A 24,337-nucleotide genomic window follows, 5' to 3' on the forward strand; every position below is an offset into this window, starting at 1 on the left:
TAGTTATGCCTTCTGAATTTCTACTAGGTTGGTGTGTTGTGGGTTGCCTTTGGTGATTGGCGAGAACAGATGACTGGTCAGGTTGTTAATACAGCCGCCAATATCCACGCCATTTTTCATTACCGACCAAGCACCTTGTGGCATTGCGGTCACATCGGGCATCACGCGGTTAGTCACTTTGGCGGCAATCAATATCTTGCCGAACTCATTGAACACATGAACCATATCGCCATTTTTGATCCCACGCTGCTCAGCGTTAATTGGGTTAATCCAAATCTCATCAGGAACGGCTTCGGCAACCACGCCGACATTGGCATAGGTCGAGTGAGTATGACCTTTGGTATGGAAACCGGTCATTTGCAGCGGGTATTGTTGGAATTTTTCTTTATCCATATGCGAGTTAGGTACTGCGACATACTCAGGAATCGCAGTCATATAATCGCCTTGTGGTAATACCCACGTATCGACTCGCTCTTGCACCTTAGTGGCGAAAATTTCGAACTTACCTGATGGCGTAGTGAGTGGATTTGCTGTTGGATCTTGGTAAAAATCAGCAAAAGGAATGCTGTCTTCTTTTTTCGCTCTTTGCTGGTCAATGACACCGCTACCTCGCACTTGGTCAAATGTAGGCAGGTAAGTGCGTTTTGCGCGGATATCATTGTAGTTTTTCACTATCCAATCTGCTTGGGTTCTGCCTTCAGTGAAGGTTGGTTTAATACCTAGGTGCTCAGCGATATCAGCACACACATCATAGGTAGAACGTACTTCCCACATAGGTTCAATGGTGTTTTCCATTGAGATCATAAAGTGGTTGGAGCCCGATGCGTAGGAGTTGTCGACCAAATCTGAGGCTTCAAGATAAGTGGTTTCCGGCAGCAGGATGTCGGCAAACTTGGCTGTTGGAGTCATATGGTTGTCGATAACGACAATAAACTCGCATTTGGTGTCATCTGCTAAGATTTGACGAGTTCGATTTAAATCACCATGCTGGTTGCCAAGTACGTTACCCGCTTGGTTGATCATTAGCTTGATGCCATGTTGCAGTTTGTCTGCCCCTTTCAATCCATGGGTTTGTGGCGTAAAGACCTCAGGGTTAGCAATCGCATCAGTCCAAGAGAATACTGGGATAGCAGTTTTTACTGGGTTGGCAGGGCGTGGTAGGGTTGGCACACCATATTTAGTGGAGTACGCCCAGTTCCCCGTGTTGGTGCCTGCGCGCCCAAAGTGTCCGGAAATTACACATAGGGATTGAATGGCATGCACGCTATGCTCACCATTGTGGTGACGTTGTGCGCCCCAACCTTGAGCGATATAGCAGGCTTTTGCGTTGGCAATTTCTCGGGCTAATTGCACAATGCGCTTGGCTGGAATACCTGTGATACTCGCAGCCCACTGCGGCGTTTTCTCAATACCATCTTTGCCGCTACCCATGATGTAATCTTTGTAGCTGCCATTTTGAGGTGCATTGGCTGGTAGTGTTTCGCGAGTAAAGCCAATGGCATACTTGCGGATCTGCTCTTCATCGAGAAGATCTTCTTTTATCATGGTATGGATAAGCGCCGCGACTAGGGCAGCATCAGTCGTTGGTTTGATCGGTAACCACTCGGCATCATTCACTACGCCCGAATCGGTATAACGCGGATCAATCAATATGACTTTTGCCCCAGACTTTTCTAATGCGCGGCGCATTTCCTCAACCTGACCACCACCAGACATACGAGTTTCTGACAGGTTAAGACTAAATAAGACCACCAAATCTGAATCTTCAATCTCGGTAAAGTGTGTACCCGCATACTTACCCCAAGTAAACGGCGTCATGCCGTTGATTTGCGCGGTTGAGTAGGAGTTAAAGTAGTTTAGATAGCCGCCAGCTTGAGTTAATAAACGTAACCAAGCTTCACGACCTTGGGTATGGTAGTAGGCGCCTGTTGCGTACTGATAGTAAACCGCTTCAGGACCATAAGTGGTATAAGTGCGCTTGAGTTGATCGGCGATGGTCTGGGTGGCTTCTTGCCAACTGATGCGTTCAAATTTTCCTTCGCCCCGTTTGCCGATTCGTTTCATCGGGTACTTTAGGCGATCTGGGTTATAAACGCGGAACTTGTTAGAGCGACCGCGCAAGCAGGGACGAATTTGGTGTTCACCAAAGACGGCGTCATTGTCAGTGTCTGCAGGCTCAACTTGTAGAATCCGCCCATCTTGTACTTTTACTTTTAATGCACAGCGTGAACCGCAGTTGACTAAGCAAGCGCTGTATTTAAATTCAATTGGAGACTCAACAGAGGCGGCACTGGCTTTTTTGCTCATTGGTAAGCTTGCAAGTGAACCAGCGACAGCAGCAGACGCGCTCAACTTACTCGAATACTCGAGCAGTTTCCGGCGGGTGGTTTCTATGTTTAGAAACGGCAAAGTAGCCATAGATATTCCTTCAAAGTGTAATGCGAATTTGTTTCAAACAGGAATGATTTTTATTTTTATGTGTTTGTTCCTAATGGAGTTTTTAATAGGAAAGTGTCATCTGGCTTCAACCCTACCAATGGTGGGGGCATTACTGTAGAGGTCTATTTTTCGATATGTGATCTGGTAAAAATAGATAAAGTAAAGATATAAGATTTGTGATTTTTTTTGCGACGCTTTTCGAAATTTACGATTGGTTTTTTTCGCCCGCTGTGCAGCGACAACTCGGTATTGATTTGAGTTATATAAGATAAGTAATTGTATGATTTTAGTGATGCATTTTTACAATGACGAACTCAACCTTGCTCTTGAGTCGGATGACTTTGAAAGCGGTGTTGCTCGAGTAACCGATGAGCTTGGTGGATATTGACGCACAGTCGATTGATCAATTTCTGCATTGCTTCGACATCGGTCTTTTGCTCGTTTCTGACCTCATTTTCTATTTCTTCAACTAACTCGGCGAGTTTGTTCAGGTGTAGGTTGAACGCGATACCTTTGACTGTGTGGAGTGTATCGGCAAGGTTGGTGAGATCTTTGTCTGCAAAGGCGGTGATAAGCTGGTCGATGTTGATTTCAAAATCATCAATGAGTGACGAAACTAGTTCGTGGTAAAGCTCGTCGTCTTCCCCAACTTCTGCCAATAAGCTGCTTTTTGACAGCTCTTCTTCTGTCAGAGGTAAGTTGGTGCTTGGTTGGCGATGAAGTGAAATTACATTGGAATTTTCCTGTGGCGCTTCTAATCGGTGACTAAAGTTTTGCAGTGCATCGGTGAAACTTGCCCGTTGCAAAGGCTTAGTTAATACGTGGTCTGCGCCCGCGGCAATAAAGTCATCGTGCGCTTCACGAAATACATCGGCCGTGTAGGCAAAAATCAGCGTTTTTAACCCCGCTTCATTGCGTAAGTAACGTGTCGCTTGTACGCCATTCATTTCCGGCATGTGATTATCCATTAAAATTAAGTCGTAGTGCTTTTGTGTTGCCATTTGTGTTGCCACTTTACCATTCTCAGCCACTTCAACGTTGTGCCCTAACTTGGCACAAAAACCTTTCGCGACAATCGCATTCACTCGGTTGTCTTCGGCAAGCAGTATTGTTAGAGGACGTGCGACAGCTTTATCTGGATTCGTAGCGGCGAGCTCTTCTTGCTCAAATTGTGGGGCTTTCTCGATTGGCAGAGTTAAGGTGAAGATAGTGCCTTGGTTTGGCGAACTCTCTAGTTTGATTTCACCATTCATTAGTTCAGTGAGTTTCTTGACGATAGCCAAACCTAAGCCACTGCCACCAAATTGGCGAGTGGTTGAGGTATCTGCTTGTTCAAAGGACTCAAAAACAGCGTCGTGTTTCTCTTTGGCGATACCAATCCCGGTGTCAGCGACCGCTATTACCAATTGATGTGGGTCAGAGTTGCTGGCTTTAAACGCCAGTGAAACGTGACCTTTCGCGGTAAACTTAATCGCATTGCCGGTGAGATTAAATAAGATTTGTCTCAGTCTCGCACTGTCACCCAAATATTGGCTGTGTGGCGGCACGGAATTTTCGACTCTCAATTCTAGGTTTTTCTCTTCTGCGAGGGGTTTGACCGCACTAACCACGGGATCAATAACTTGTTGTAAGGAGAACGGTGCCGATTCCAAAGTCAGCTTGTTTTCGCCAATCTTAGAGAAATCGAGGATATCGTTCAGCACGGTGAGCAGGTGCTGGCCTGAATCTAGGATAATATGAATGTTCTTCTTGGTTGCTGCTTCTTTGGTTTCACTATCAATGATTTGCGCGATTCCCAATACACCGTTCATTGGTGTTCTTAACTCATGGCTCATGGTGGCAAGGAATTGTGACTTGGCCTTTGCGGCATTGAGTGCCTTTTCCGAGGCAATAGCCATATCGTGGTTGAGTTTTCGAAGTTGCACAAAACGTTGATAGGCTTGTAAGGCAATCAGTGAAATCAGTGCAAATACTGCAGCTAAGCAATAAGTAAGTGCATGATTGAGTTCTTGATGTGCTAAAGAACGGAGTTGGGTTTCGGTCGCTTCAATGAATTCATAATTGTGCTCGTTAAGTAAGTCAATTTGGAGCGCGGTTTGCCGCTGTCGCACAAGGTTTAGTTGATTTGCAAACATCTTTATTTGTGGATGAGCAATATGGTCTTGTAATAGGTTCTGATTGAGAAAATCAATAAAATGCCAATCAACGTTACTCTCTTTTATTTTCTTTATTTCTTCATTAAACAAAGAGTTGAGAGAGAGTTGGGCGTATTTATGTGCCACTTGAACCCCAACGAGCATATCCAATTTATCGGTAACCAAGTCTAGGGATTGTTCAAAATGGCGAATTCCCTCGAGGGTTTGTGGTGTTGTTTGGCTGAGCGGATACCACTCGGTAGCCATTGCTTGGTTACTTAACTGTTTCGCCTCTTTTTCAAGTTTGATTATCTGTTGGGTAGTCTGATAGTGAAGGCGAGATTGCTGAGTTTGATAATTGAGAATGTGGTCTCTTAGTTCAAGGAGTTCATGTCCGATTGTGGTTGTCTGCATCGAGAGAGCCTCTGTCATGCGGCTATTTTGATAGCTCATATAAGCGAAGGCGAATAGTGTGAGAGAGGCGATGCAGCAAATCGCGCTGAGAGTGCGGTTTTTATTCACTTTCAAACTCCTCGAGTAGCTTAGGTCTTGGCGCACTTAGCGTGTGGAGAAAAGCTTCGATGTCAGAGATGGTGCTATCATCCATGGTGATGCCTAATTGGCCTTGAGCCATAATTTGAATTGCGCGAGTGAGATCAGCCGTTCTGCCATCATGGAAATAGGGTGGCGTATCTGCCACATTTCTTAAACTCGCGACGCGAAAATAGAACTTGTCTTGGGCGTTATCCGTTACCAAATGTTTACCAGTGTCTTTGTCGGTGTTGAGGTCGGTGAAATAGCCGAACTTTTGGATCATATTGCCGCCAATATTCTTGCCTTGATGGCATTGAACACATCCAACCGCCTGAAAGGTGTCCCATCCCCTAATTTCTTGCGTAGTGAGAGCCGCTAGATCACCGTTGAGGTATTGGTCGAATCGAGCATTTGGTGTCTGAAGTCCGCGCATAAACTCAGCCAAAGCATAGCGAATGTTCTCACTGGTGATATCGAAGTTGTCTATTTGCATAAACAGTTGTTGGTAACGTGAGGAGCGACGGACATATTGCTCTACTTGTTGCCATGTGGAGTCCATCTCGACAGGGTTAGTGATGGGGCCGTTGATTTGCTCCTCAAGGCTATTCGCACTGCCATCCCAGAAAAAACGATAGTTGTTCGCCACATTAAATACCGTTAAAGAGTTTCTTATCCCCTTACCATTGACCCCAGTTGAAACGTTTGTTGTTTCTGCCCCATTGGTCTGCAAATTGTGGCAACTTTCACAACTGACAGCGCGGTTTGAAGAGAGGTTTGGATCGCGAAAAAGCACCCAACCGAGTTTTGCTATTGGTCTGTTTATCTCGGTAGTCATAGGGACAGGTTGGATCCATTGCCAATTGTCCTCAGCCGATGAGTTGTCTTTGTGCGGTTGATCCGCCAAGGCTGTAAAGGGGAGAACCCACAAAAAGGGCAAGTTGCGTAACATGTCATTCCGATAACAATGAAGGGCTTATTATAAATTTAGTTGCATATTTAAAAATGGCAACTTTTGCTAAAACTAGGATGACGTGTTTGTAAAGCGGAAAAAAGTGGCGTTGATCTACTGGTCAAAGTGATGGCTTCGACCAGCAGATAGAGACAATAGCGTGGTTGGCGAGTTAGGCGCGACGGTATTTTTGTGGAATGAGTTTTTTACCAAACACGTTCACTAGAGCACCAGTGACAATCAATCCACCGCCGAGGTAAGTCCAAACTGACGGGATCTCATTGAAGATCATCACACCCAGTAAGGTCGAAAAGACGATCTGCACGTAAGAGTAGCCAGACGCTTTTCCTGCTTCTTGAGTTTGCATCGCTTTTGTCAGACCGTACTGACCAACTTGAGTAAAGACGCCGACCAACACCAACATCAGTGTTATGGCTAGGCTTGGTAGCACAAAGTCTTGCCACATCAACATCGTAGAAATGGGTAAGGCAACCAATGGGAAGTAGAAGATAATCACTGAGCTATCTTCCGTTTGGCTCAGTTTACGAACAATAACATACGCGATAGAACTGCCGAAGGCGCCCAGTAAAGCGATCATGACGCTATGAAGCGGCAACGCATCTGCGGTGATCGAATTCGACATATTCGGTTGCACCATAATTCCAAGACCGAGTAAGCACAAGGCGATGCAAATCATAGTCGCACCTTGGATACGCTCTTTAAGGAATAGGACACCGAGTAGGGCGGTAAAAACAGGGTGAACATATTGCAAGATGGTGGCTTCTGCTAGGGGCAGTGCCGTTACTGCATAATAGACGCACATCAATGCCATCGTTCCGACGGCTCCGCGCAGTAGCAGTAGCTTTTTATTGTTTCCCCAAATTGAAATACCTTTGCGTCTGACATCAAGGTAGCTGAGGATCAGCGAGACAAGCGCCCTTGCGGCCACAATTTCAAAAACGGGAATACCGTGAACGCTGACGTATTTTACGCAAGCAGACATTAGCGCAAATCCGAGTGCTGACAACAGCATAAAGCGCACCCCAACAGGGATGATGTCGTTGATTTTTGTAAGCATGGTTTTTCACTGTGGTAAATTAGGCGCTCATCATACGCCAACTTACTCACAAGGGATAGGGCAGGCCCGAGAGCAACTTACTTCGTTGCGGTAGTTTTACGCCTGTAAACTTAAGCGACTCCCAGAGGCAAGATTCAGTGACCTGAGAATAAACTATGGTTTACTTGTCTGTTCTGTCTGTGGTTTTTCGAAGCTGACCCATTTTACGCGTCCATTCGATTCAAATTGATGGGCATTGTCACAGCGCATCAGGTAGCCACCAACCTCTAATATTGCCCCTTCAGAATAGGCTTGATCTTGGTAGTAGCAAACTCGCTGATTGACGGCTTGACCATCAAAGACAATGGCTGCTCGGTGGTTGGGTGTTGAGTAACTTTTCTCTCCTGCTATCGACGTTAATGGCAATAGAGTAACGAGCATCAATAGTATTCTTTCCATATTCACTCTCCGTATTTGCGCTGGTAGCGCGGCAACATACTGGCATTACCAAGCAAACCACCTTGATGGATATAGATGAGTTTTACATCAAGATGCTCGGTTAGCCAATGATTTAGACATCGCCACATGACGGGATCATAGAGCAGGTCAAATTCGACGCCGGTTTGATGGCGTAATTGTTGCCATATTTGGTAGTCCTGCTGATAGAGCTTACCGAAATGGTGCTTGCTTGATAGTTCGAGGATTTGCGGATGTGAGCGCTCACTCAGTTGAGTAAATTGTTGAGTGAGGTATGCGCTGCCACCGACACAGGCACAGGTGATAACGGGAATATCATGTTGCTGGAGGTATTTATGCAGATAGAGCGCTGTGGTGCCTGTCCCTGATGGGAGAGCAACGACGAAGTTTTGTTTTGGTTGGCTTTCAACCCAGGTTGCGATTTCTTTGCCTAATTGGCTGACACCATACTCTGCTAACTGGCAGCGTCCACCTTCGGGGACAAACAGGCAGCTTTCGTCTGGTTGACGGACAGTTTCTATATATTGAGATGGATGGAGGTTGGACTCTCCAACCGCAATAATCTTAGCGCCCAGTGCTAACGCAGCTTGATAGTTGCCAATAGGTTTTTGCGCTAACCAATGGGGGATATGATCAACATAAAACTCCAGTTGCCACCCTTTGAGATGGGCGAGGGCTGCCATCGAGTAGAGCGAGTTCGCTTGGGGGCTGCCATAGCCAATTAAGGTGCGAACATGTGGGTACTCGCCTTCTAGTAACGCCATAAATTTGCGTGCTTTATTACCAGAGAATTGCGGGTGCAATTGGTCGTCTCGTTTAAGATAAAACGAGAGGTTGTTAAATTGGTGCTCGGTGATCGGAGTGTTGGCCAGTTTCATGTTCGCGACGTCATTAAATAAACTGGCTTATCATACCTTAGTTATCGTGATTTGGCTGGAACTGAATTGCCGCGATGCAACCTCGGGTTGCATGGTTTGTTAGGGTGAATTGCCAGCCATAACGGCGGCTTAAATCTTCAACTATCAGAAGCCCTAGTCCGTGCCCTTGGGGGCTGGCTAACTCGGTCAGTCCAGATCCATCATCAATGATGACAATTTTGTCCTGATCCATTTCAACCGATATTTCGCCTTGTGGCGTAGCGGCAATGGCGTTGCGGATCAAGTTACCAATGACCATGTTCATCACCGGTGCGGCGGCTTTGAGCTTAGGTTGCGAGTGAACGGTGAGCGTGATATCGAGCTGTTTGTCCCTTGCTTGTAAGCTGTTATCCGCCAAAATGGTCTCAAGCTCTTGTTGGTTAATTTCGCGCAGTGGGATGTCATCGACATTGCGCTCGTAACGCACCAGCCCGAGTAGGGCATCGACCATGGTGATCATTTGCTCCGTTGCGTTATCTATTCGTTCAACTTGCCGCTGACTGAACTCAGTTTGCTCCTTACGTGCCAGTAATTTTGTTGCCCCTTTCACCACAGTAAGGGGCGTTCGTAATTCGTGGCTCGCATAGCGGGCAAAGGCTTGCTCACGTTTCAGGGCTAGGTTGAGGTCGGTGCGATATTGATTCAGGCGGTCGGTGAGAATTTGAAATTCTTCGGCCGCTTGGTTGGAAATAGAGAACTCGTGCTCACTGTTGCCACTGTGGCTTTCAAGTTGTTTGGCAATGTCGTTCAGTGGCTCAATCAAGCGGATTGAGAGGCGATAAACCACGGTGCCAAAAATACACATCAGTATCGAGACGATGGTGACGACAATCAAACTGGAGTAGACGATCTCATCGAGATCAAATTCGATATTGTCGATTCTTGATAGTAGGACGATGTCATAGCTCTGGCCGTTTTTGCTGTAAGAGCCTTTGTATACCATGCGTGAAATTGAATGAGGAGCCATCTCCACTTCGCCAAGATAGTGGTCATAGTCGACTAAGAACTGACGATAAGGTTGGGGTACGAGCGACAGGTCGTTGTAAGCATCGGTGAGCACATCGATCTTAATTTTACCGTTTTCACCAGCGATAAAGCGTTCAATGGCGATATCTCGGTCGAGCAAAGCGCGTCTTTCCCCCATCCGGTCTTCGGACCAATGGATTGCCAGCGCAAATACAGTAAAAGCAATAACACCGATTACAACGGAAATGGTGATAAAAAACGCGGCTAAGCTGGTGGTAAGCGACTTAGTACTGCGGATGCTTGCACTCATGATTCAATCTCTAAGCGAAAGCCAATTTTAGGCACAGTCATTAGCAGTGGTTGTTCAAAGGGTTTATCGAGTTGGGTTCTTAACTGATAAATGTGGCTACGGAGCACGTCGTTGTTGGCGTCTGACTCATCCCATAGCTTTTCCGCAATCTCTTGGCGAGTGACAACTTCCGGCGCACGTAGGCATAGCATTTCGAGGATGGTGTAGGTTGTTGGGTTTAATGCCAATGGTTTCTCTGCGCGATAGGCTTTGCGCGTCTTCTGATCAATCGTGATGGGACCTACGGTCAGTTTTGTTGCTGCAATTTTGCCACGGTAGCGGCGAATGAGTGCGTGCATTCTCGCTTCGAGAATTTCAAGATCAAACGGCTTAGTCAAATAGTCGTCCGCGCCATGTTCAAAACCCGCCAGCATATCCTCGCGGTTGTCTAGCGCAGTCAACATCAGCACCGGTGTTGTGTTGCCAGCATCTCGTAGTTTATTGCAAACGGTTAGACCGTCCATTCTGGGTAGCATTAGGTCAAGAATGATCATATCAAACTTACCTTCCAATGCGAGTTGTAGACCGAGTTCGCCGTTGTCGGCGTAATCCAGTTCCATGTCTAAGCATTCAAAATAATCAAACAGGATCCCCGCGACTTCGCGATTGTCTTCAACTAACAATATTTTATGCATTCTTCTACCAACCAAGTCATTCTTGCTGAACCAAGCACCTTGAAGTTACTCGAGTATATAACACCAAAACTGATGTGAAAAAAACGTCGATAACATTCTTTCCACGCCCGCCAACGTAGAGTTGCCCCAACAACGCGCAAAGCTCTCTGGCTTTGGCGCATTTATTCAGAGTTAATGGTGGCGGTATTATGGACTTAATCTCAATCACTCAACAACGTTATGACTCGGCAATTACTTTGTCTGTCATCGTGCCGTATTTTAACGAAGTGGATGTGTTACCACAGTTGCACGCACGATTGACGGCAGTGTTGGATGCGATGCCAGAGCGATGTGAAATCATCTATGTTAACGATGGTAGTGATGACACGAGTTTGCAAGTTGTGGAAGGCTTCCGCTCAACCAGCAGTATTGTTCGTAGTGTTTCACTGAGTCGCAACTTTGGTAAGGAGTCGGCGATGAGCGCCGGGCTGGAATATAGCCGTGGTAAGGCCGTGGTGATTATTGATGCTGATCTGCAAGATCCGCCGGAGTTGATCCCGCAGATGATGGCGAAGTGGAGAGAAGGCTTTGATGTGGTTAACATGCAGCGACGTGAGCGCCACGGTGAAACATGGTTTAAACGCCAGTCCGCAGCGATGTTTTATCGTTTACTCAATGGGTTAACTAAGTCGGCTATTCCTGAAAATGTTGGGGACTTTCGCCTTCTAAGTCGACGGGTGGTTGAACATATCAATCGTATGCCTGAGCGTAACCGATATATGAAAGGAATTTTCGCCTGGCCGGGTTTTCACCAGTACACGATGCAGTTTGACCGTGATGCTCGTTTTTGTGGTGAAACTAAGTGGAACTACTTCAAACTGTTCGGTCTCGCCGTCGATGGTATTACCTCATTTTCCATTCGCCCCTTGCGCCTCGCCACTTTCTTTGGCGCATTGATTGCCAGTGGCGCTTTTGTTTATGGCGTGGTGATCATAGCCCAAACGTTATTGTGGGGTAACGATGTGACCGGGTATCCGTCAATGATGGTGGTGTTACTTGCGCTTGGTGGGATTCAACTGCTCTCTATTGGTGTACTCGGTGAGTATATTGGGCGGATTTTTATTGAGTCGAAACAGCGACCTCTGTTCTTAGTCGATTCTGTCAAAGAAAAGCCAGCCGTTATGATCTTTAACACCATGGAGAAACGCGCGTGAGTTTTAACCGTGTACATTTGTGGGCGATTCTCGGCTCGGTGCTGCTTATTCGCTTAATCTCTCTTGGCGCCTATCCACTGATGGACACAACAGAGGCTCGTTACGGTGAGATGGCAAGAATCATGACCGAAACGGGCAACTGGTTGACTCCTCAGTTTGATTATGGCGTGCCTTTTTGGGGCAAACCGCCGCTCTTTACTTGGATGAGTGCTAGTGGCATTGAATTGTTTGGAACCAATGAGTTCGCGGTTCGATTCCCACATTGGCTTGCCGGCGTACTGGTACTGGTGCTGATGGTGACCTTCGCTCGTAAACTGGGCTTTAGCGGCTTGCTGACTGCTGTGGTGTTGGCAACATGCGCGATCTTTGCCATTTCAGCAGGAGCGGTGATGACCGATATGGCGCTCACATTGGGGATGTCGCTTGCGATGGTTGGTTTTTATCGCTGCTGGCTAGGAAGCCGAGTGTGGGGTTATCTCGGTTTTGTCGGTCTAGCGATAGGGTTGTTGGCAAAAGGCCCCTTGGTGGTGGTTTTGATGGGGATTGCTATCGTGCCGTGGCTTATTCTCCAGCATGGCTTAATCGGCGGCTTTAAAGTGCTGTGGCAACGTTTTCCTATTTTACTTGGTGGCAGTTTAATGCTTGCTATCGCCCTGCCTTGGTACGTGATGGCAGAACGTGCGACGCCAGGATTTCTCGACTATTTTATTGTTGGCGAACATTTTAAGCGTTTTTTGGTTAGTGGTTGGCAAGGCGATCTTTACGGCACCGCCCATGATGAACCGCGCGGCACAATTTGGCTGTTCTGGCTCTACTCAGCGGCGCCTTGGTCGCTAGTGCTGCCGATTTTGCTGTGGAAAAAACGTCACTTGTTATCCATCGTTGCGTCGCAGCAAAAGGGAATCGTCAGTTTTCTTCTTTGCTGGATGGTATCGCCGCTACTGCTGTTTACTCTTTCAGGCAACATTTTACCTGCTTACGTGTTGCCAGGCGCGCCCGCAATTGGTTTGCTGATTGCGATTTTGGTTTCTGATGTCAAAGATGATCCGAAATGGTTCAAGCTATGCGCTGGTGTCATTCCAGTGTTGTTGGTGGTTGCTGTGATTGTGATTAACTTGTGGGTTGGCAATAAAAAAAGTGACAAGGTGATTTTTGCCAAAGTGGATCTGAGTGTACCGACGTTTTATGTTGGTCAAAGGCCGTTTTCTGGACAGTTTTACAGTCAAGGTAAAGCGAGCAAGTTAGAAGTCAACGCCGCTCCGCTAACAATGCCACGTTTTCAACTGATTGGTAAAAAAGATCAAGTTGGTGAAGTGGTGCAAAACCAAGCACTAAACTGTGTGGTGGAATTTACCGCGAGTAGCGAACGTACTTTATATCGCTGTAGCCCTTCTTCTTTGGTGCAATGATGAAGTCGTGGTTAGACAATAAGTTGGTTAAGTTTGCTCTGGTTGGTGGTGTCGGTTTTGTTGCCGACACCTTGGTTTTTGCGATCAGCTTTAAGCTACTACTCATGCCGATTTTATCAGCTCGTCTCGTGGCATTTGTCTGCGCCGCCACTGTGACTTGGCTTGGCAACCGTCTATTTACCTTTTGCACCAGTAGCCAGATTGAACTCTGGTCGTTTTGGGGCACGTTAAAGCAATGGGGTAAGTTTATGTTGAGTGCGAGTCTCTCGGCGATACCGAATTTGTTGCTGTTTAAAGCCATCATCATACTGTTTGGTAGTGAGGGTTTTGTTCCATTTGCCGCGTTAGTCGCCGGTATCTTAGTCGGTATGTTCAGTAACTTTCTCTTAAGTAGCCGCTGGGTGTTTCAACCCAGCCAAGACAAGAGCACCTAGGCGCAACAAATTCACCAATAAAAAAAGCCCAGTACAATTGTGTGCTGGGCTGATACAAACAAAAATTAGGAGTTAATTAGGAAAAAGCAGCGTAAATAAAACAGTCAGTAAGGAAACAGTTTGACGGCCTGTAAAACTATCAATATCAATGTTCTGTTATCTACACTTAGTAAGACCCAGCTTTTCATATTCAGTTCCCAAAAATATTTTATTTTTTTTATTTTCTTTCTTTTCATTTGGTTAGCTGTATTTCTTCGCTTGTTAAGCAATGAGAGCGTGAAAATGTGATGTTAATTGGTTGTTAATGATGTTTGCTGCCTGTATATTTTCAAACAAGTGTTTAATACGAGTGATTGAAATGGCTGCGAAGCATAAGACGAAAGAGAAAATTTTGGATGTTGCTGAGGCTCTGTTTGCCGAGCATGGTTTTAATGATACTTCGCTAAGAACCATTACCAGTAAAGCAGGCGTGAACCTAGCGTCCGTCAACTATCATTTCGGCGATAAGAAAACCTTGGTCAGAGCGGTGTTAAATCGCTATCTCGAAGCGTTTATGCCGGCAGTCTCTGATGCTCTGATTACCCTGAACTTAAACACTGATTTTACGATGAAACAGGTGTTTGAAGCGTTGCGAGAGCCTCTAATGTCATTAAATGATGTCCATCCGAATGGTACCAGCCGATTTATGTTGCTGATTGGACGAGGCTATACCGATGTACAAGGCCACTTACGTTGGTTTATCACCACGCGTTACCAAGACTCGCTTAGCCTGTTTGTCGAATCGGTGTTGAAAGCCAACCCCAACCTCTCGCGAGAAGAGGTGTTTTGGCGACTGCACTTTACGTTAGGCACTTGCGTTTTCACTATGGCTTCCAGTCAGGCGTTGTCAGAAATCGCCCATAACGATTATGGCAAAAAAGTTGATGCCAAATGTGTACTTGATCAATTGATTCCCTACCTTGCTGCTGGGGTTTCAGCAGAATAGCCACAGATAAAAACTATAAATTGAAACCAAGATAGAACCGTGAACAAAAGGAACTGGTTATGAGCTCTCTACGAAGAAAATGGATCAGCGATCCTGCATTTAAGCTGTTTAAAAAGGTACTACCACCGCTCTCTGATACGGAAAGAGAAGCGATGGAAGCGGGGAGTGTCTGGTGGGATGGTGAGTTATTTTCTGGTCATCCAAACTTTACGACGCTGCATCAATACCCCAAACCAACATTGACCGCTGAAGAGCAGTCCTTTATGGATAATCAGCTCGAAACGTTACTGGGGATGTTGGATGATCAAAAGATCAATAAAGAAGATCGCGATCTACCGCAAGAAGTTTGGCAGTACCTACGTAAAGAGCGTTTCTTTTCCTTGATCATTTCAAAGCACTACGGAGGCTTAGAGTTTTCTGCATTAGCGAACTCAACCATCGTCTCACGTATTGCGACACGCAGTATCAGTGCAGCGGTTTCGGTGATGGTACCCAACTCGTTAGGTCCAGGTGAGTTGTTGTCTCATTACGGCACCCAAGAGCAGAAAGATTATTGGTTGCCACGTCTGGCTAACGGCACTGATATTCCTTGCTTTGCTCTCACAGGGCCAGAAGCGGGCTCTGATGCGGGAGGCATACCTGACGAAGGAATTGTCTGCATGGGTGAGCATCAAGGCGAGCAGGTGTTAGGTATTCGAGTTTCTTGGAACAAACGCTATATCACCTTGGCACCGGTTGCTACCGTACTCGGCTTAGCATTTAAGATGAAAGATCCGGATGGCTTGCTCGGGGATAAAGTGGATATTGGTATTAGTTGTGCGCTGATTCCCGCAGACCACCAAGGCGTTGAGATTGGTGAACGGCATGACCCTCTTGGTCTGGCGTTTATGAATGGTCCGACTCGTGGTCAAGATGTTTTTATTCCGATGGACTGGCTAATTGGTGGGCAAGAGTATGCAGGCAAAGGCTGGCCCATGTTGGTGGAGTGCTTGTCTGCAGGGCGGGGGATTTCGTTACCTGCTCTTGGCACTGCGATTGGTCACTTAACATCACGTACCACAGGGGCATATGCCTATGTGCGTAAGCAGTTTGGGATGTCGATTGGTAAATTTGAAGGGGTAGCGGAAGCCATGGGGCGTATTGGTGGCTTGACCTACTTGTTAGAGGCAACCCGTACCTTAACGACCACTTCTTTGGATATGAAAGAGAAGCCTGGGATCGTGACAGCCATTGCTAAGTATCATATGACCGAAATGGCGCGCACCATTCTTAACGATTCGATGGACATCCACGCAGGTCGTGCGATCCAAGATGGCCCAATGAACTACTTGGCGAAACATTACCTCGGTATTCCAGTGGCAATTACGGTGGAAGGGGCCAATATTCTTACCCGCAATTTGATGATTTTTGGTCAAGGTGCCACGCGTTGTCATCCTTATGTGTTGCAAGAGATGGAGGCGGCTGCTAATCCAAATCATGATGAGGCGGCGGCAGAGTTCGATAAGTTGCTGTTTAAGCATATCGGTCACGCAACTAAGAACACGCTGGGTGCATTTGGAGCTGCCTTGACGGGCTCACGCTTTATTAAGGCGAATATGAGTGGTGCAACACAAGGTTATTACCGAGATTTGACTCGCATCAGTCGAGCGCTTGCGGTGAGTGCCGATTTCGCCATGCTGACTTTAGGTGGCGAGTTAAAACGTAAAGAGATGATCTCTGCTCGTTTAGGTGATGGCTTAGCCTACCTATATATGGCTTCAGCGGCATTGAAGAAATATGAAGATGATGGTCGCCAACAAGAAGATCTTAATTATGTCCATTATGCAGTTCAGCACTGTTTGTACCATGCTGCTCAGTCACTACAAGAAGCCTTTAACAACTATCCACAGAAAGGGGTAGGTCGACTACTCAAAGGGTTGGTCTTCCCGCTGGGCAATCACTTTAAGAAACCGAGTGATGAGTTATCCGTGAAATTGGCAGAGAGCCTAATGACACCGGGGGCGCATCGCGACCGCTTAACGCACCTTTGTTATATTGGCGACAAAGCGGATGATAGCGTTGGTTTAATGGAGAATGCATTCCTAGCGATGTACAGCGTGCAAGGTATTGAGCGCAAGCTTTATCGCGCCGCGAAAGAGGGCAAAGTGGCGCGTAAAGGAGTGCTGACTGAACGATTAGCTCAGGCCAAAGCCGCAGGCGTACTTACCGAGCAAGAGATAGAGCAAGTCCTTGCTGCAGACAAGTTGCGTTATCAGGCGATTCAAGTTGACCACTTTAGTCATGACTTTTCTGAAGTGAGAACGCATTCTCAGCAGCAGAAACCTAAGCTTAATAGCGTGGCTTAATAACTATTCAAGTACCTCAAGGCACCCAGTAGGGTGCCTTTTTGTGTTTGCTAAACTCTTATTAGTGCCTCGTTTTTGCTTGAAACAGCTCCAACCACTTACATTTAGCGGCTAATTTGCAAGAAATTTGGTGAGATTTGGCGATGAAACTTTTATCCTAGCCAAGTTTTTTAAAGGAAGTTGAATATGATCATCAAACCTAGAATTCGTGGATTTATCTGTACCACAACACATCCAGTGGGTTGTGAAGCTAACGTAAAAGAACAAATTGCTTACACCAAAGCGCAAGGTCCAATTAAAAACGCACCGAAACGCGTACTAGTTATTGGTTCTTCAAGTGGCTACGGTTTATCTTCTCGTATCGCAGCTGCGTTTGGCGGCGGTGCATCAACCATTGGTGTTTTCTTTGAAAAAGAAGGCACTGAGAAGAAGCCAGGTACTGCAGGTTTCTACAACGCCGCAGCATTTGACAAGCTAGCGAGCGAAGCGGGTCTGTATGCAAAAAGCCTAAATGGCGATGCTTTCTCTAATGAAGCAAAACAGAAAACAATCGATCTGATCAAGCAAGATCTTGGTCAGATTGATATGGTGGTTTACTCATTGGCATCGCCAGTACGTAAATTGCCAGAGAGTGGCGAGCTAATTCGCTCGGCGCTAAAACCAATTGGTCAAACCTACACATCAACAGCGGTAGACACAAACAAAGACGTGATTATCGAAGCCAGTGTTGAGCCAGCAACAGAGCAAGAGATCAAAGATACTGTTACTGTGATGGGCGGTGAAGATTGGGAACTTTGGGTTAACGCTTTAGCTGAAGCTGGCGTACTTGCGGATGGCTGTAAAACAGTCGCGTACAGCTACATCGGTACTGAGCTAACTTGGCCAATCTACTGGGATGGTGCGTTGGGCAAAGCGAAGATGGATTTAGATCGCGCTGCGACAGCATTGAATACTAAGCTAGCGGAGAAGGGCGGCAGCGCAAACGTTGCAGTACTGAAATCTGTTGTGACACAAGCAAGTTCAGCGATCCCTGTTATGCCGCTTTACATTGCGATGGTATTTAAGAAAATGCGCGAAGAAGGCGTACATGAAGGCTGTATGGAACAGATCTTCCGTATGTTTAGTCAGCGTCTTTACAAAGAAGATGGCACGGCGGCAGAAGTGGACGACCATAACCGTCTACGCCTCGATGACTGGGAACTGCGTGAGGACATTCAGCAACACTGTCGCGAACTATGGCCGCAAATTACCAGCGAAAATCTAAAAGAGCTCACTGATTACGTAGAGTACAAAGAAGAGTTCTTGAAGCTGTTTGGCTTTGGTGTTGACGGTGTGGACTACGAAGCGGATGTAAATACTGCAGTTGACGCTGGATTTATCAACATCTAATCCCGCCTAGTATCACAGATAGCGATACTGAGTGAATAATAAAACGGAGCTAATAAGCTCCGTTTTCTATTTTGGCTGCTTAGAAAATGTGGTTACACCACATCGTCCCACTGCACATCGCTGATCACTGAGACCGTATCATTACCATCGACAAAGGTGTAGCTGTAGATATTGCCACTCACACCGACGCTATTTAGCTGCGCTTGAACGGCTGGGTCGGTAATATCTGCAACGGAGAGGGTCTCCATTTTATCAAATGTAAAGTTGGATTGGGTCAACTGTAGCTTCTCAATATCGACAGCGAAGAAAGCGTTACTTGGGGTGCCGTCAATACTCTGCGCGGAGTCTTTGACCGTATCTAAGTCGAGCAGTAGCGTATCCTTGTTGTCACTACCCACGACCATTTCCACATTTTGTAGCTTAGAGTTGCTGGTAACGGCGAAATCTACATCGTGTTCAACACTTTCGGTTGAAAGCTCGTAAGTGCTGTCAAAACTCGCGTTGTGAGCAATCACAACGTCAAAGCCGTTGCCGCCATCAACAAAGTCATTGCCATTATCGAAGATAATATCATGCCCGTCGCCTGCCGCTACGACGTCGAGACCATGGCCGCCAGCTAGCACGTCATTCCCTGTACCGCCAATAAGCAAGTCGTCGGCTTGGTAAGTTTTCACTGTGTTTAGGTAGTAGTCGCTAGAGTCTTGCGCACCAAAGGCATTTTTGTCGAATGTGCCAGACGCCGCTGAGAACTGAATTTCATCGAACTTGGCGTTGCCAGTGTCGCTTGGTGTGATGGTAAAGTCACCATTGTGGTTCCCATTGCCATTTTCCAGCACTTTGATATTGTCTGTTGCAGGATCAATCCCATGAGCAGCCAATGCTTGTGAAGAGATTTCACCCGCAGTGAAGTAACCGCTAGCGATTTCTTTGCCTTGGTCAAATACCGTCCATACCCCCACTTCATGAGTACCATCAAAGCCCTCGTTTGCAAACAAGCGGCTGATTGCGACATCTGCCGCCATGGTGTCGTTATCGACACTAACTGAGAGAACTTCCGATTGACCAGCGGCATCGCCAGCTTGCCCGCTATCTTTAAAGCTAAAACCAATTTGGTTTGCTTGGCCACTTTCAGGGTTGCCTGCGACACCAAATCCACGGCTGGTTATGGTGATATCCGCTTGTGAGCCGTCAGGATTGTAGGCGGTTCCATCTGTGATACGTTCCACGGTGGCTTCTGTGATATCGTTTGCTGGCGCGTAATCACCGAGCAAGATATCGTTGCCTGAGCCACCAATTAGCACATCGTTTCCATATCCACCTTGAATTTTGTCGTCGTTCTCGCCGCCATCAAGCCAATCTGAGCCCTCTTGCTTACCCGCGGTTGAGTCACTTTCTATCACTTTGATCTCGCGAATAAAGTAGTCGCTTGAATCGAGCTTAGCTCCGTTACTGATCTCATACACGCCTTGCGCTGCTGAGAACTCAATTTGGTCAAAGGCGATCCCATTGGTATCATCGAGGGTAATATCAAAAAAGCCGCTTGAGCTTGAACCGTTATCGTTGCTAAGCAATTTGATGTTGTCACTCAGAGACAGTCCGTGGGTTTGAAGCGTTGCATCGTCGAGATCATAGTCGGTGAAGTATCCTGTCGCAATGACAACACCGTTGCTCAAAGCCGTCCATTTACCCACTTCGTTCGCGCCATTGTCTGCTTCATTCGCGTAGAGACGATCAATTGAGATTCGCGCAGCGCTGTGGTCACTGCCTAAATCATAGGTTAATGATTCAGACTCACCTTGACGGGTATTTTCATCGTAGCTAAAGCCGAGCTGTTTAGCGTTGCCTGTTTCAGGGTTTCCATCGACCCCTACTTTATGTTTGGCCCCCCAAACTTTCGCATCGGCTGCGTTAGGGTTATAGGCTTTGGCGTCAAGGAGGTTTATTCCATCAATGCCTTCAAAATCGTATCGGTCATCACCAATCAGTAGGTCGTTGCCGACACCACCCAGCAATACGTCATCATCGTTACCACCGAACAAGCTATCTGAGTTGTTGAGTGAGTTACTCTCCAGTTCAACATACTCAACATCTTTGACAAAGAAATCACTGGAATCGGCAATATCTTTGTTATTGATATATTGACCACTGGCGGCAGAAAACTGAATTTCATCAAATGTGGTAAAGCCGACGTCTTGTGGCTCTATCACAAATAAACCACTTGAGTCGCCATCGCCTTGCTGCAGTACTTTGAGGTTGTCTTGAGCTGGGTCGAGGTTGTAAAACTCCAATGTGGCTTGGTTAAACTCGCCAACAGTAAAGTATCCAGACTCGACCACAACGCCTTCACGAAGTACTGTCCAGATACCGACTTCATTTATGTTTTCTTTGCCAGTGCCATCAGCGGAGCCTTCGTTTTGGAATAACCTTTCGATAGAGACTTTAGCTGCATATGAGTGCTCGCCCAATGAGACCGACAGAACTTCAGATGCCCCTGCGCGATCGCCTGGCTCGCCATCATCCTGATAACTAAAGCCGATTTGACCTGTATTGCCACTCTCACCGGTACCTAATACGCCATATGCGTCATTCTTAACATAGACCTTAGCTTCACTGCCATCAGGGTTATAGGCCTTTGCGAGAGAAAAATCGGCTTTGCTTGCTAGAGTAAAGTCGACATAAAGATGACCAGAACTGTCGGCCGCAAGATGGCGGGTAAAGTCATCACCAAGAAGTACGTCATTACCGCCTTCGCCAAAGACAACATCGTTGCCTTCACCTGCATTGACGATGTCATTTCCTTTCGCCGCTTTTACGATATATTCACCGGATGGCGCGACAATCACATCGTTGTCATCATTGCCATCGATGACATTTCCAATGGCACTAAAAGGGGGAACTATATTGTACAACTCGCCATTGATATCCAGCTTTGGATAGAGACTATCAATACTTGGTTCAACAAGCTCAACTCGATTTTGAGCTTGAGCTAATTTGGCTTGGTTGGTGGTCATTAAGGATTCCTCGATCAATCGTATGATTAATAAGAGGCGGCTCAGCCATCTCATAGTGATGAGATCTGGAGCTTTCCGTCCTTATCTCACGATAAGTTTGGCTTTACTCGTTGTTATCGTCCCCAAACCGTCATTTGAGCAGTTTGAGAGGTTAATGCGGACCATCAGGTTGTTTTATAGCAGGGGTCCTGTCTGCTATGGATTAGTTTTCTCGCATAGCCTTATAGGCGGTAACAAAAAGAGGTGACAGTAAATAGTCTAAGGGTGTTTGTTCTCCCAATAAGATCATCACTTCTGCAGGCATGCCGGGTTGCAGAGTGACGGAGTCGAGCTGAGCTAGGTCACTTTGGTCTAACTCAACTTGGGCGAGATACGCAGAGTTTCCTGAGGCTTTGTCCGTGATTCTGTCGGCTGACAGATGCACCAATTTCCCTTTAACGGGCGGTGTGCGACGAAAATTGTAGGCGGTCAAACGTACTTCGGTTGCCAGACCAATATGGACGACATCGATGTCTTCTGGTTGCACTAATGCCTCGACAATTAATTGATCTTGCTGGGGGACGATTTCCATAATTTTCTGCCCCGCACTGATCACCGATTGAGGAGAAAAGACGCTCAGTCCTACCACGACCCCTGATTGAGGCGCGCGGATCTCGATTCTACTTAGGACCTGCTCGGCATTGAGCATCTCTTCTGATGTTTCGCGAATGGATTTTTCTAACTGCTGGATCTCTTCACCAAGTTGCTTGGCATAAATAAAATCGGCATTGTTATCTTGTAACTTCGCTTCGGACACGGCGCGCTGAGCGCGATGAATTTTGGCGTTTAGTTCAGCAAGGTTACCGCTTAAATTGGTGAACTCACGTTTAAGATCCAGTAAACGAGACTTGGAGGTGTTGCCGGTTTCAAGTAGCTCTTCATGCATTTTGACTTGCTCAGATAGGTAGAGCAGGGCTTGTTGGTCTGACTGGTAACGTTGTTCAAGACCTTGTAAGTCGATGTGCGCTTGAGCCGTTTTTTCTTCGAGCACTTTGTCCTCACCCAAACGCAGTGAGCGCCGTTTGGCAAACAACTGATTTTGTGTGGCAATCACATTTTGCACATGGGGGTCTGATTGGTATTTAAGTAGCCGAGTATCGTAGGCAACAGAGTCGCTGCCGAGCAGTTCAGCCTGAAGCCGGTTGAGGCGCGCGGTTTCACTTTGCCATTTTGCACGCAAACCATACAGTTGCGCTTTGGCTCTGGATGCATTGAGCGTCACGAGCAGTTGACCCTGCGTGACATGCTGTCCATCGCTGATATGAATCGCTTCGACGATGCCGCCTTCTAGATGCTGGACGGGTTTACGCTTGGATTCAACAATAATCACTCCGGGGGCAATTGCGGCACTGGCGAGTTTAGCTTGTGACGACCACCATAGAAACACACTCAATAGAAGTAAGACGATCAACACACCCATTTTGATAACAGCACCACTACCAAAGGTGAGCTTGCGGTGATCGACAAAGTGGATCCCAGATTGGTCAATATGATGAAACTGTCCATTAGCCATACGCTACCGCCTGGTTGATGTTGTAAACTTTGGCTGCTTGCTCAGAGCTATGTGCTGAGGTGATTTCACCGTTCTTTAACTGCACCACCCAATCAACATGCTGGATCAGTTGTGTGTTGTGAGAGACGATCACCACGGCGGTGTGGCTCTGCTTTAACTGGGGCAGTAAGTGGTAAAAAGCGTTGCGTTTGGCGCTATCTAGGTGAGCATCGGGCTCATCCAGGATCAATAATTTGGGTTGATAATAGAGTGCGCGGGCAACCGAAATCCCTTTAAGCAAGCCCATTGGAATGGTGTCGTTATGGCTACCAATTATGGTGTTGTAGCCGTTCGGAAGTGAAATGATATCTTGGTGGATTGCTATTTTCTTCGCTGCACTGATGACTTTGTCATCGTCTAGCTGCGGATCAAAGTGGGCAATGTTTTGTTTTATGGTGCCAGCGACAAAAGAAGTGTGCTGTGGCGCATAACCAATCACGGACTTCAGTTGTGCAGAATCCCATTGAGGGAGGCGAGCCCCGTCGATTTTTATATCACCGGAGTGGGGCTGGTATATATTGGCAAGCAGTTTACAAAGTACACTTTTGCCTGAGCCACTATCGCCCATCACCATCACACTGTTACCGCACTCGAGTTTGAGGCGGATGTTTTTCAGCAGCGGAAGTTTTGCCTGTTCTGGATACCAAGTTAAACCATCAATATGCAGTGCCCCTTTGACTTGGCTAAACTCGGTGGTTTGGGTGTTATTCGGTTGAACGGCAAAGTGAGCGGATATTCGTTGGTGAGCATCAAGCACATTGCGCCAAACTTGCAGTGAGTTTGGCAGTTGCTCTAAAGGTTGCAGTGTTCGAGACATCAGTATTGAACCCGCGATGATACCACCTGCCGTCATACTGTTGTTGACAACTAACCAAGCGCCCAATCCCATGATGGCCATCTGTAAGGTGAACCTTAGACATTTTGCCATCGAAGTGAGGGTGCTGGTGGTGTGACCGAGTTCGAGTTCATGCCAGATTCGTTCAGCAGTAAGATGCTGATATTGCTGGCGTAAACCATGGCTTAAATACTGGGACTGAACCGACTCTGCTTGGTGAACCACTTGCTCATTTGCGGCGCGACAGGCGCTTTCCATCATTTGCGCATGAGCGAACTGTTTCTCTTTACGTTTGTGGATGAAATACGCAAGCCCACCAACCAAACAGATTGATATTAAGGCAAGTGCTCCAATCAATGGATGTAAGCTGAACAGGACTAAAATAAATAGCGGCGTCCAAATAAGATCAAATGGCAGCAAAAATGCAGGGGAAACCATAAATGCTTTAAGCTCTTTTACATCATGCAGTGTTGGCTGTTGCGGTTGAATGGTATTGAGGGCAAATAGATGGCTTGAGAGTAAAGCATCTAAATGGACCGATTTTTTGTAAAGATAGCGGTTGCGTAAAATATCCATCGCCGCTTGGATAACCAGCAAGAAAAATACGATAGCGCTGATCAACAGGAGTGTATCCATACTGCGGCTTGTTAAGACTCGGTCGAAAACCTGTAAGCTATAAATTGGAAC

Annotated in this window: 17 protein-coding genes and 1 riboswitch; of the genes, 6 read left to right on the forward strand and 11 right to left on the reverse strand. The window is 46.7% G+C overall.

Annotated features, from left to right (window positions below; translation table 11 throughout):
* Positions 1–3 precede the first annotated feature (3 nt).
* The 8 genes from GZK95_RS05290 to GZK95_RS05325 form a co-directional block, all read right to left on the reverse strand.
* Positions 4–2,418, reverse strand: a complete 2,415-nt coding sequence (locus GZK95_RS05290; protein ID WP_075716205.1) for a DMSO/selenate family reductase complex A subunit — start codon at positions 2,416–2,418, stop codon at positions 4–6.
* Positions 2,419–2,753: 335 nt separating this feature from the next.
* On the reverse strand, positions 2,754–5,096 hold the full coding sequence (locus GZK95_RS05295) for an ATP-binding protein (RefSeq protein WP_075716181.1): 2,343 nt from the start codon (positions 5,094–5,096) through the stop codon (positions 2,754–2,756).
* Entirely contained in the window at positions 5,089–5,943 is an 855-nt protein-coding gene (locus GZK95_RS05300) for a cytochrome-c peroxidase (RefSeq protein ID WP_408646686.1), read from the reverse strand. The genes GZK95_RS05295 and GZK95_RS05300 overlap by 8 nt, the downstream gene beginning before the upstream one ends.
* A gap of 286 nt (positions 5,944–6,229) precedes the next feature.
* Positions 6,230–7,135 (reverse strand): DMT family transporter, encoded by a 906-nt coding sequence (locus GZK95_RS05305; RefSeq protein WP_075709229.1) that lies wholly within the window; start codon positions 7,133–7,135, stop codon positions 6,230–6,232.
* A gap of 153 nt (positions 7,136–7,288) precedes the next feature.
* Positions 7,289–7,573, reverse strand: a complete 285-nt coding sequence (locus tag GZK95_RS05310; RefSeq protein WP_083626397.1) for a DUF1496 domain-containing protein — start codon at positions 7,571–7,573, stop codon at positions 7,289–7,291.
* Positions 7,574–7,575: 2 nt separating this feature from the next.
* Positions 7,576–8,469, reverse strand: coding sequence for a pyridoxal-phosphate dependent enzyme (locus GZK95_RS05315; protein WP_075716184.1), 894 nt, complete (start codon positions 8,467–8,469; stop codon positions 7,576–7,578).
* Positions 8,470–8,506: 37 nt separating this feature from the next.
* Positions 8,507–9,784 carry a sensor histidine kinase gene (locus GZK95_RS05320; protein ID WP_075716185.1) on the reverse strand — a complete coding sequence of 426 codons (1,278 nt, stop codon included), beginning with the start codon at positions 9,782–9,784 and terminating at the stop codon, positions 8,507–8,509.
* Entirely contained in the window at positions 9,781–10,458 is a 678-nt protein-coding gene (locus GZK95_RS05325) for a response regulator transcription factor (RefSeq protein ID WP_075709233.1), read from the reverse strand. The genes GZK95_RS05320 and GZK95_RS05325 overlap by 4 nt, the downstream gene beginning before the upstream one ends.
* Positions 10,459–10,646: 188 nt before the next feature.
* Here GZK95_RS05325 and GZK95_RS05330 point away from each other — a divergent pair, with 188 nt between their 5' ends.
* From GZK95_RS05330 to fabV, 6 genes are all read left to right on the forward strand, one after another.
* The gene (locus GZK95_RS05330) at positions 10,647–11,651 is read left to right on the forward strand and encodes a glycosyltransferase family 2 protein (protein ID WP_075716186.1); all 1,005 of its coding nucleotides are present in this window, start codon (positions 10,647–10,649) and stop codon (positions 11,649–11,651) included.
* A complete protein-coding gene (locus GZK95_RS05335; protein WP_075716187.1) occupies positions 11,648–13,060 on the forward strand; it encodes an ArnT family glycosyltransferase in 1,413 nt (470 codons plus the stop codon). The genes GZK95_RS05330 and GZK95_RS05335 overlap by 4 nt, the downstream gene beginning before the upstream one ends.
* Complete coding sequence (locus tag GZK95_RS05340; RefSeq protein ID WP_232061570.1) at positions 13,057–13,494, forward strand: GtrA family protein; 438 nt, start codon at positions 13,057–13,059, stop codon at positions 13,492–13,494. Before GZK95_RS05335 ends, GZK95_RS05340 begins: the two co-directional genes overlap by 4 nt.
* Before the next feature lie 358 nt (positions 13,495–13,852).
* A complete protein-coding gene (locus GZK95_RS05345) occupies positions 13,853–14,479 on the forward strand; it encodes a TetR/AcrR family transcriptional regulator (protein WP_075709237.1) in 627 nt (208 codons plus the stop codon).
* A gap of 59 nt (positions 14,480–14,538) precedes the next feature.
* Entirely contained in the window at positions 14,539–16,824 is a 2,286-nt protein-coding gene (locus GZK95_RS05350; RefSeq protein ID WP_075716189.1) for an acyl-CoA dehydrogenase, read from the forward strand.
* A 186-nt stretch (positions 16,825–17,010) separates the two neighbouring features.
* Positions 17,011–18,213 carry an enoyl-ACP reductase FabV gene (gene fabV / locus GZK95_RS05355; protein ID WP_075716190.1) on the forward strand — a complete coding sequence of 401 codons (1,203 nt, stop codon included), beginning with the start codon at positions 17,011–17,013 and terminating at the stop codon, positions 18,211–18,213.
* Between the two features lie 92 nt (positions 18,214–18,305).
* Here fabV and GZK95_RS05360 read toward each other — a convergent pair whose 3' ends face one another.
* From GZK95_RS05360 to GZK95_RS05370, 3 genes are all read right to left on the reverse strand, one after another.
* On the reverse strand, positions 18,306–21,224 hold the full coding sequence (locus GZK95_RS05360) for a hypothetical protein (protein ID WP_075716191.1): 2,919 nt from the start codon (positions 21,222–21,224) through the stop codon (positions 18,306–18,308).
* Positions 21,225–21,256: 32 nt separating this feature from the next.
* Positions 21,257–21,336: riboswitch (cyclic di-GMP riboswitch) on the reverse strand.
* Positions 21,337–21,426: 90 nt separating this feature from the next.
* Entirely contained in the window at positions 21,427–22,776 is a 1,350-nt protein-coding gene (locus tag GZK95_RS05365) for an HlyD family type I secretion periplasmic adaptor subunit (RefSeq protein WP_075709241.1), read from the reverse strand.
* Positions 22,769–24,286, reverse strand: coding sequence for an ATP-binding cassette domain-containing protein (locus GZK95_RS05370; protein WP_225623994.1), 1,518 nt, complete (start codon positions 24,284–24,286; stop codon positions 22,769–22,771). Before GZK95_RS05370 ends, GZK95_RS05365 begins: the two co-directional genes overlap by 8 nt.
* Positions 24,287–24,337: the final 51 nt, after the last annotated feature.

Source organism: Vibrio panuliri (assembly GCF_009938205.1).
In the GTDB taxonomy this organism is placed as follows: Bacteria; Pseudomonadota; Gammaproteobacteria; order Enterobacterales; family Vibrionaceae; genus Vibrio; species Vibrio panuliri.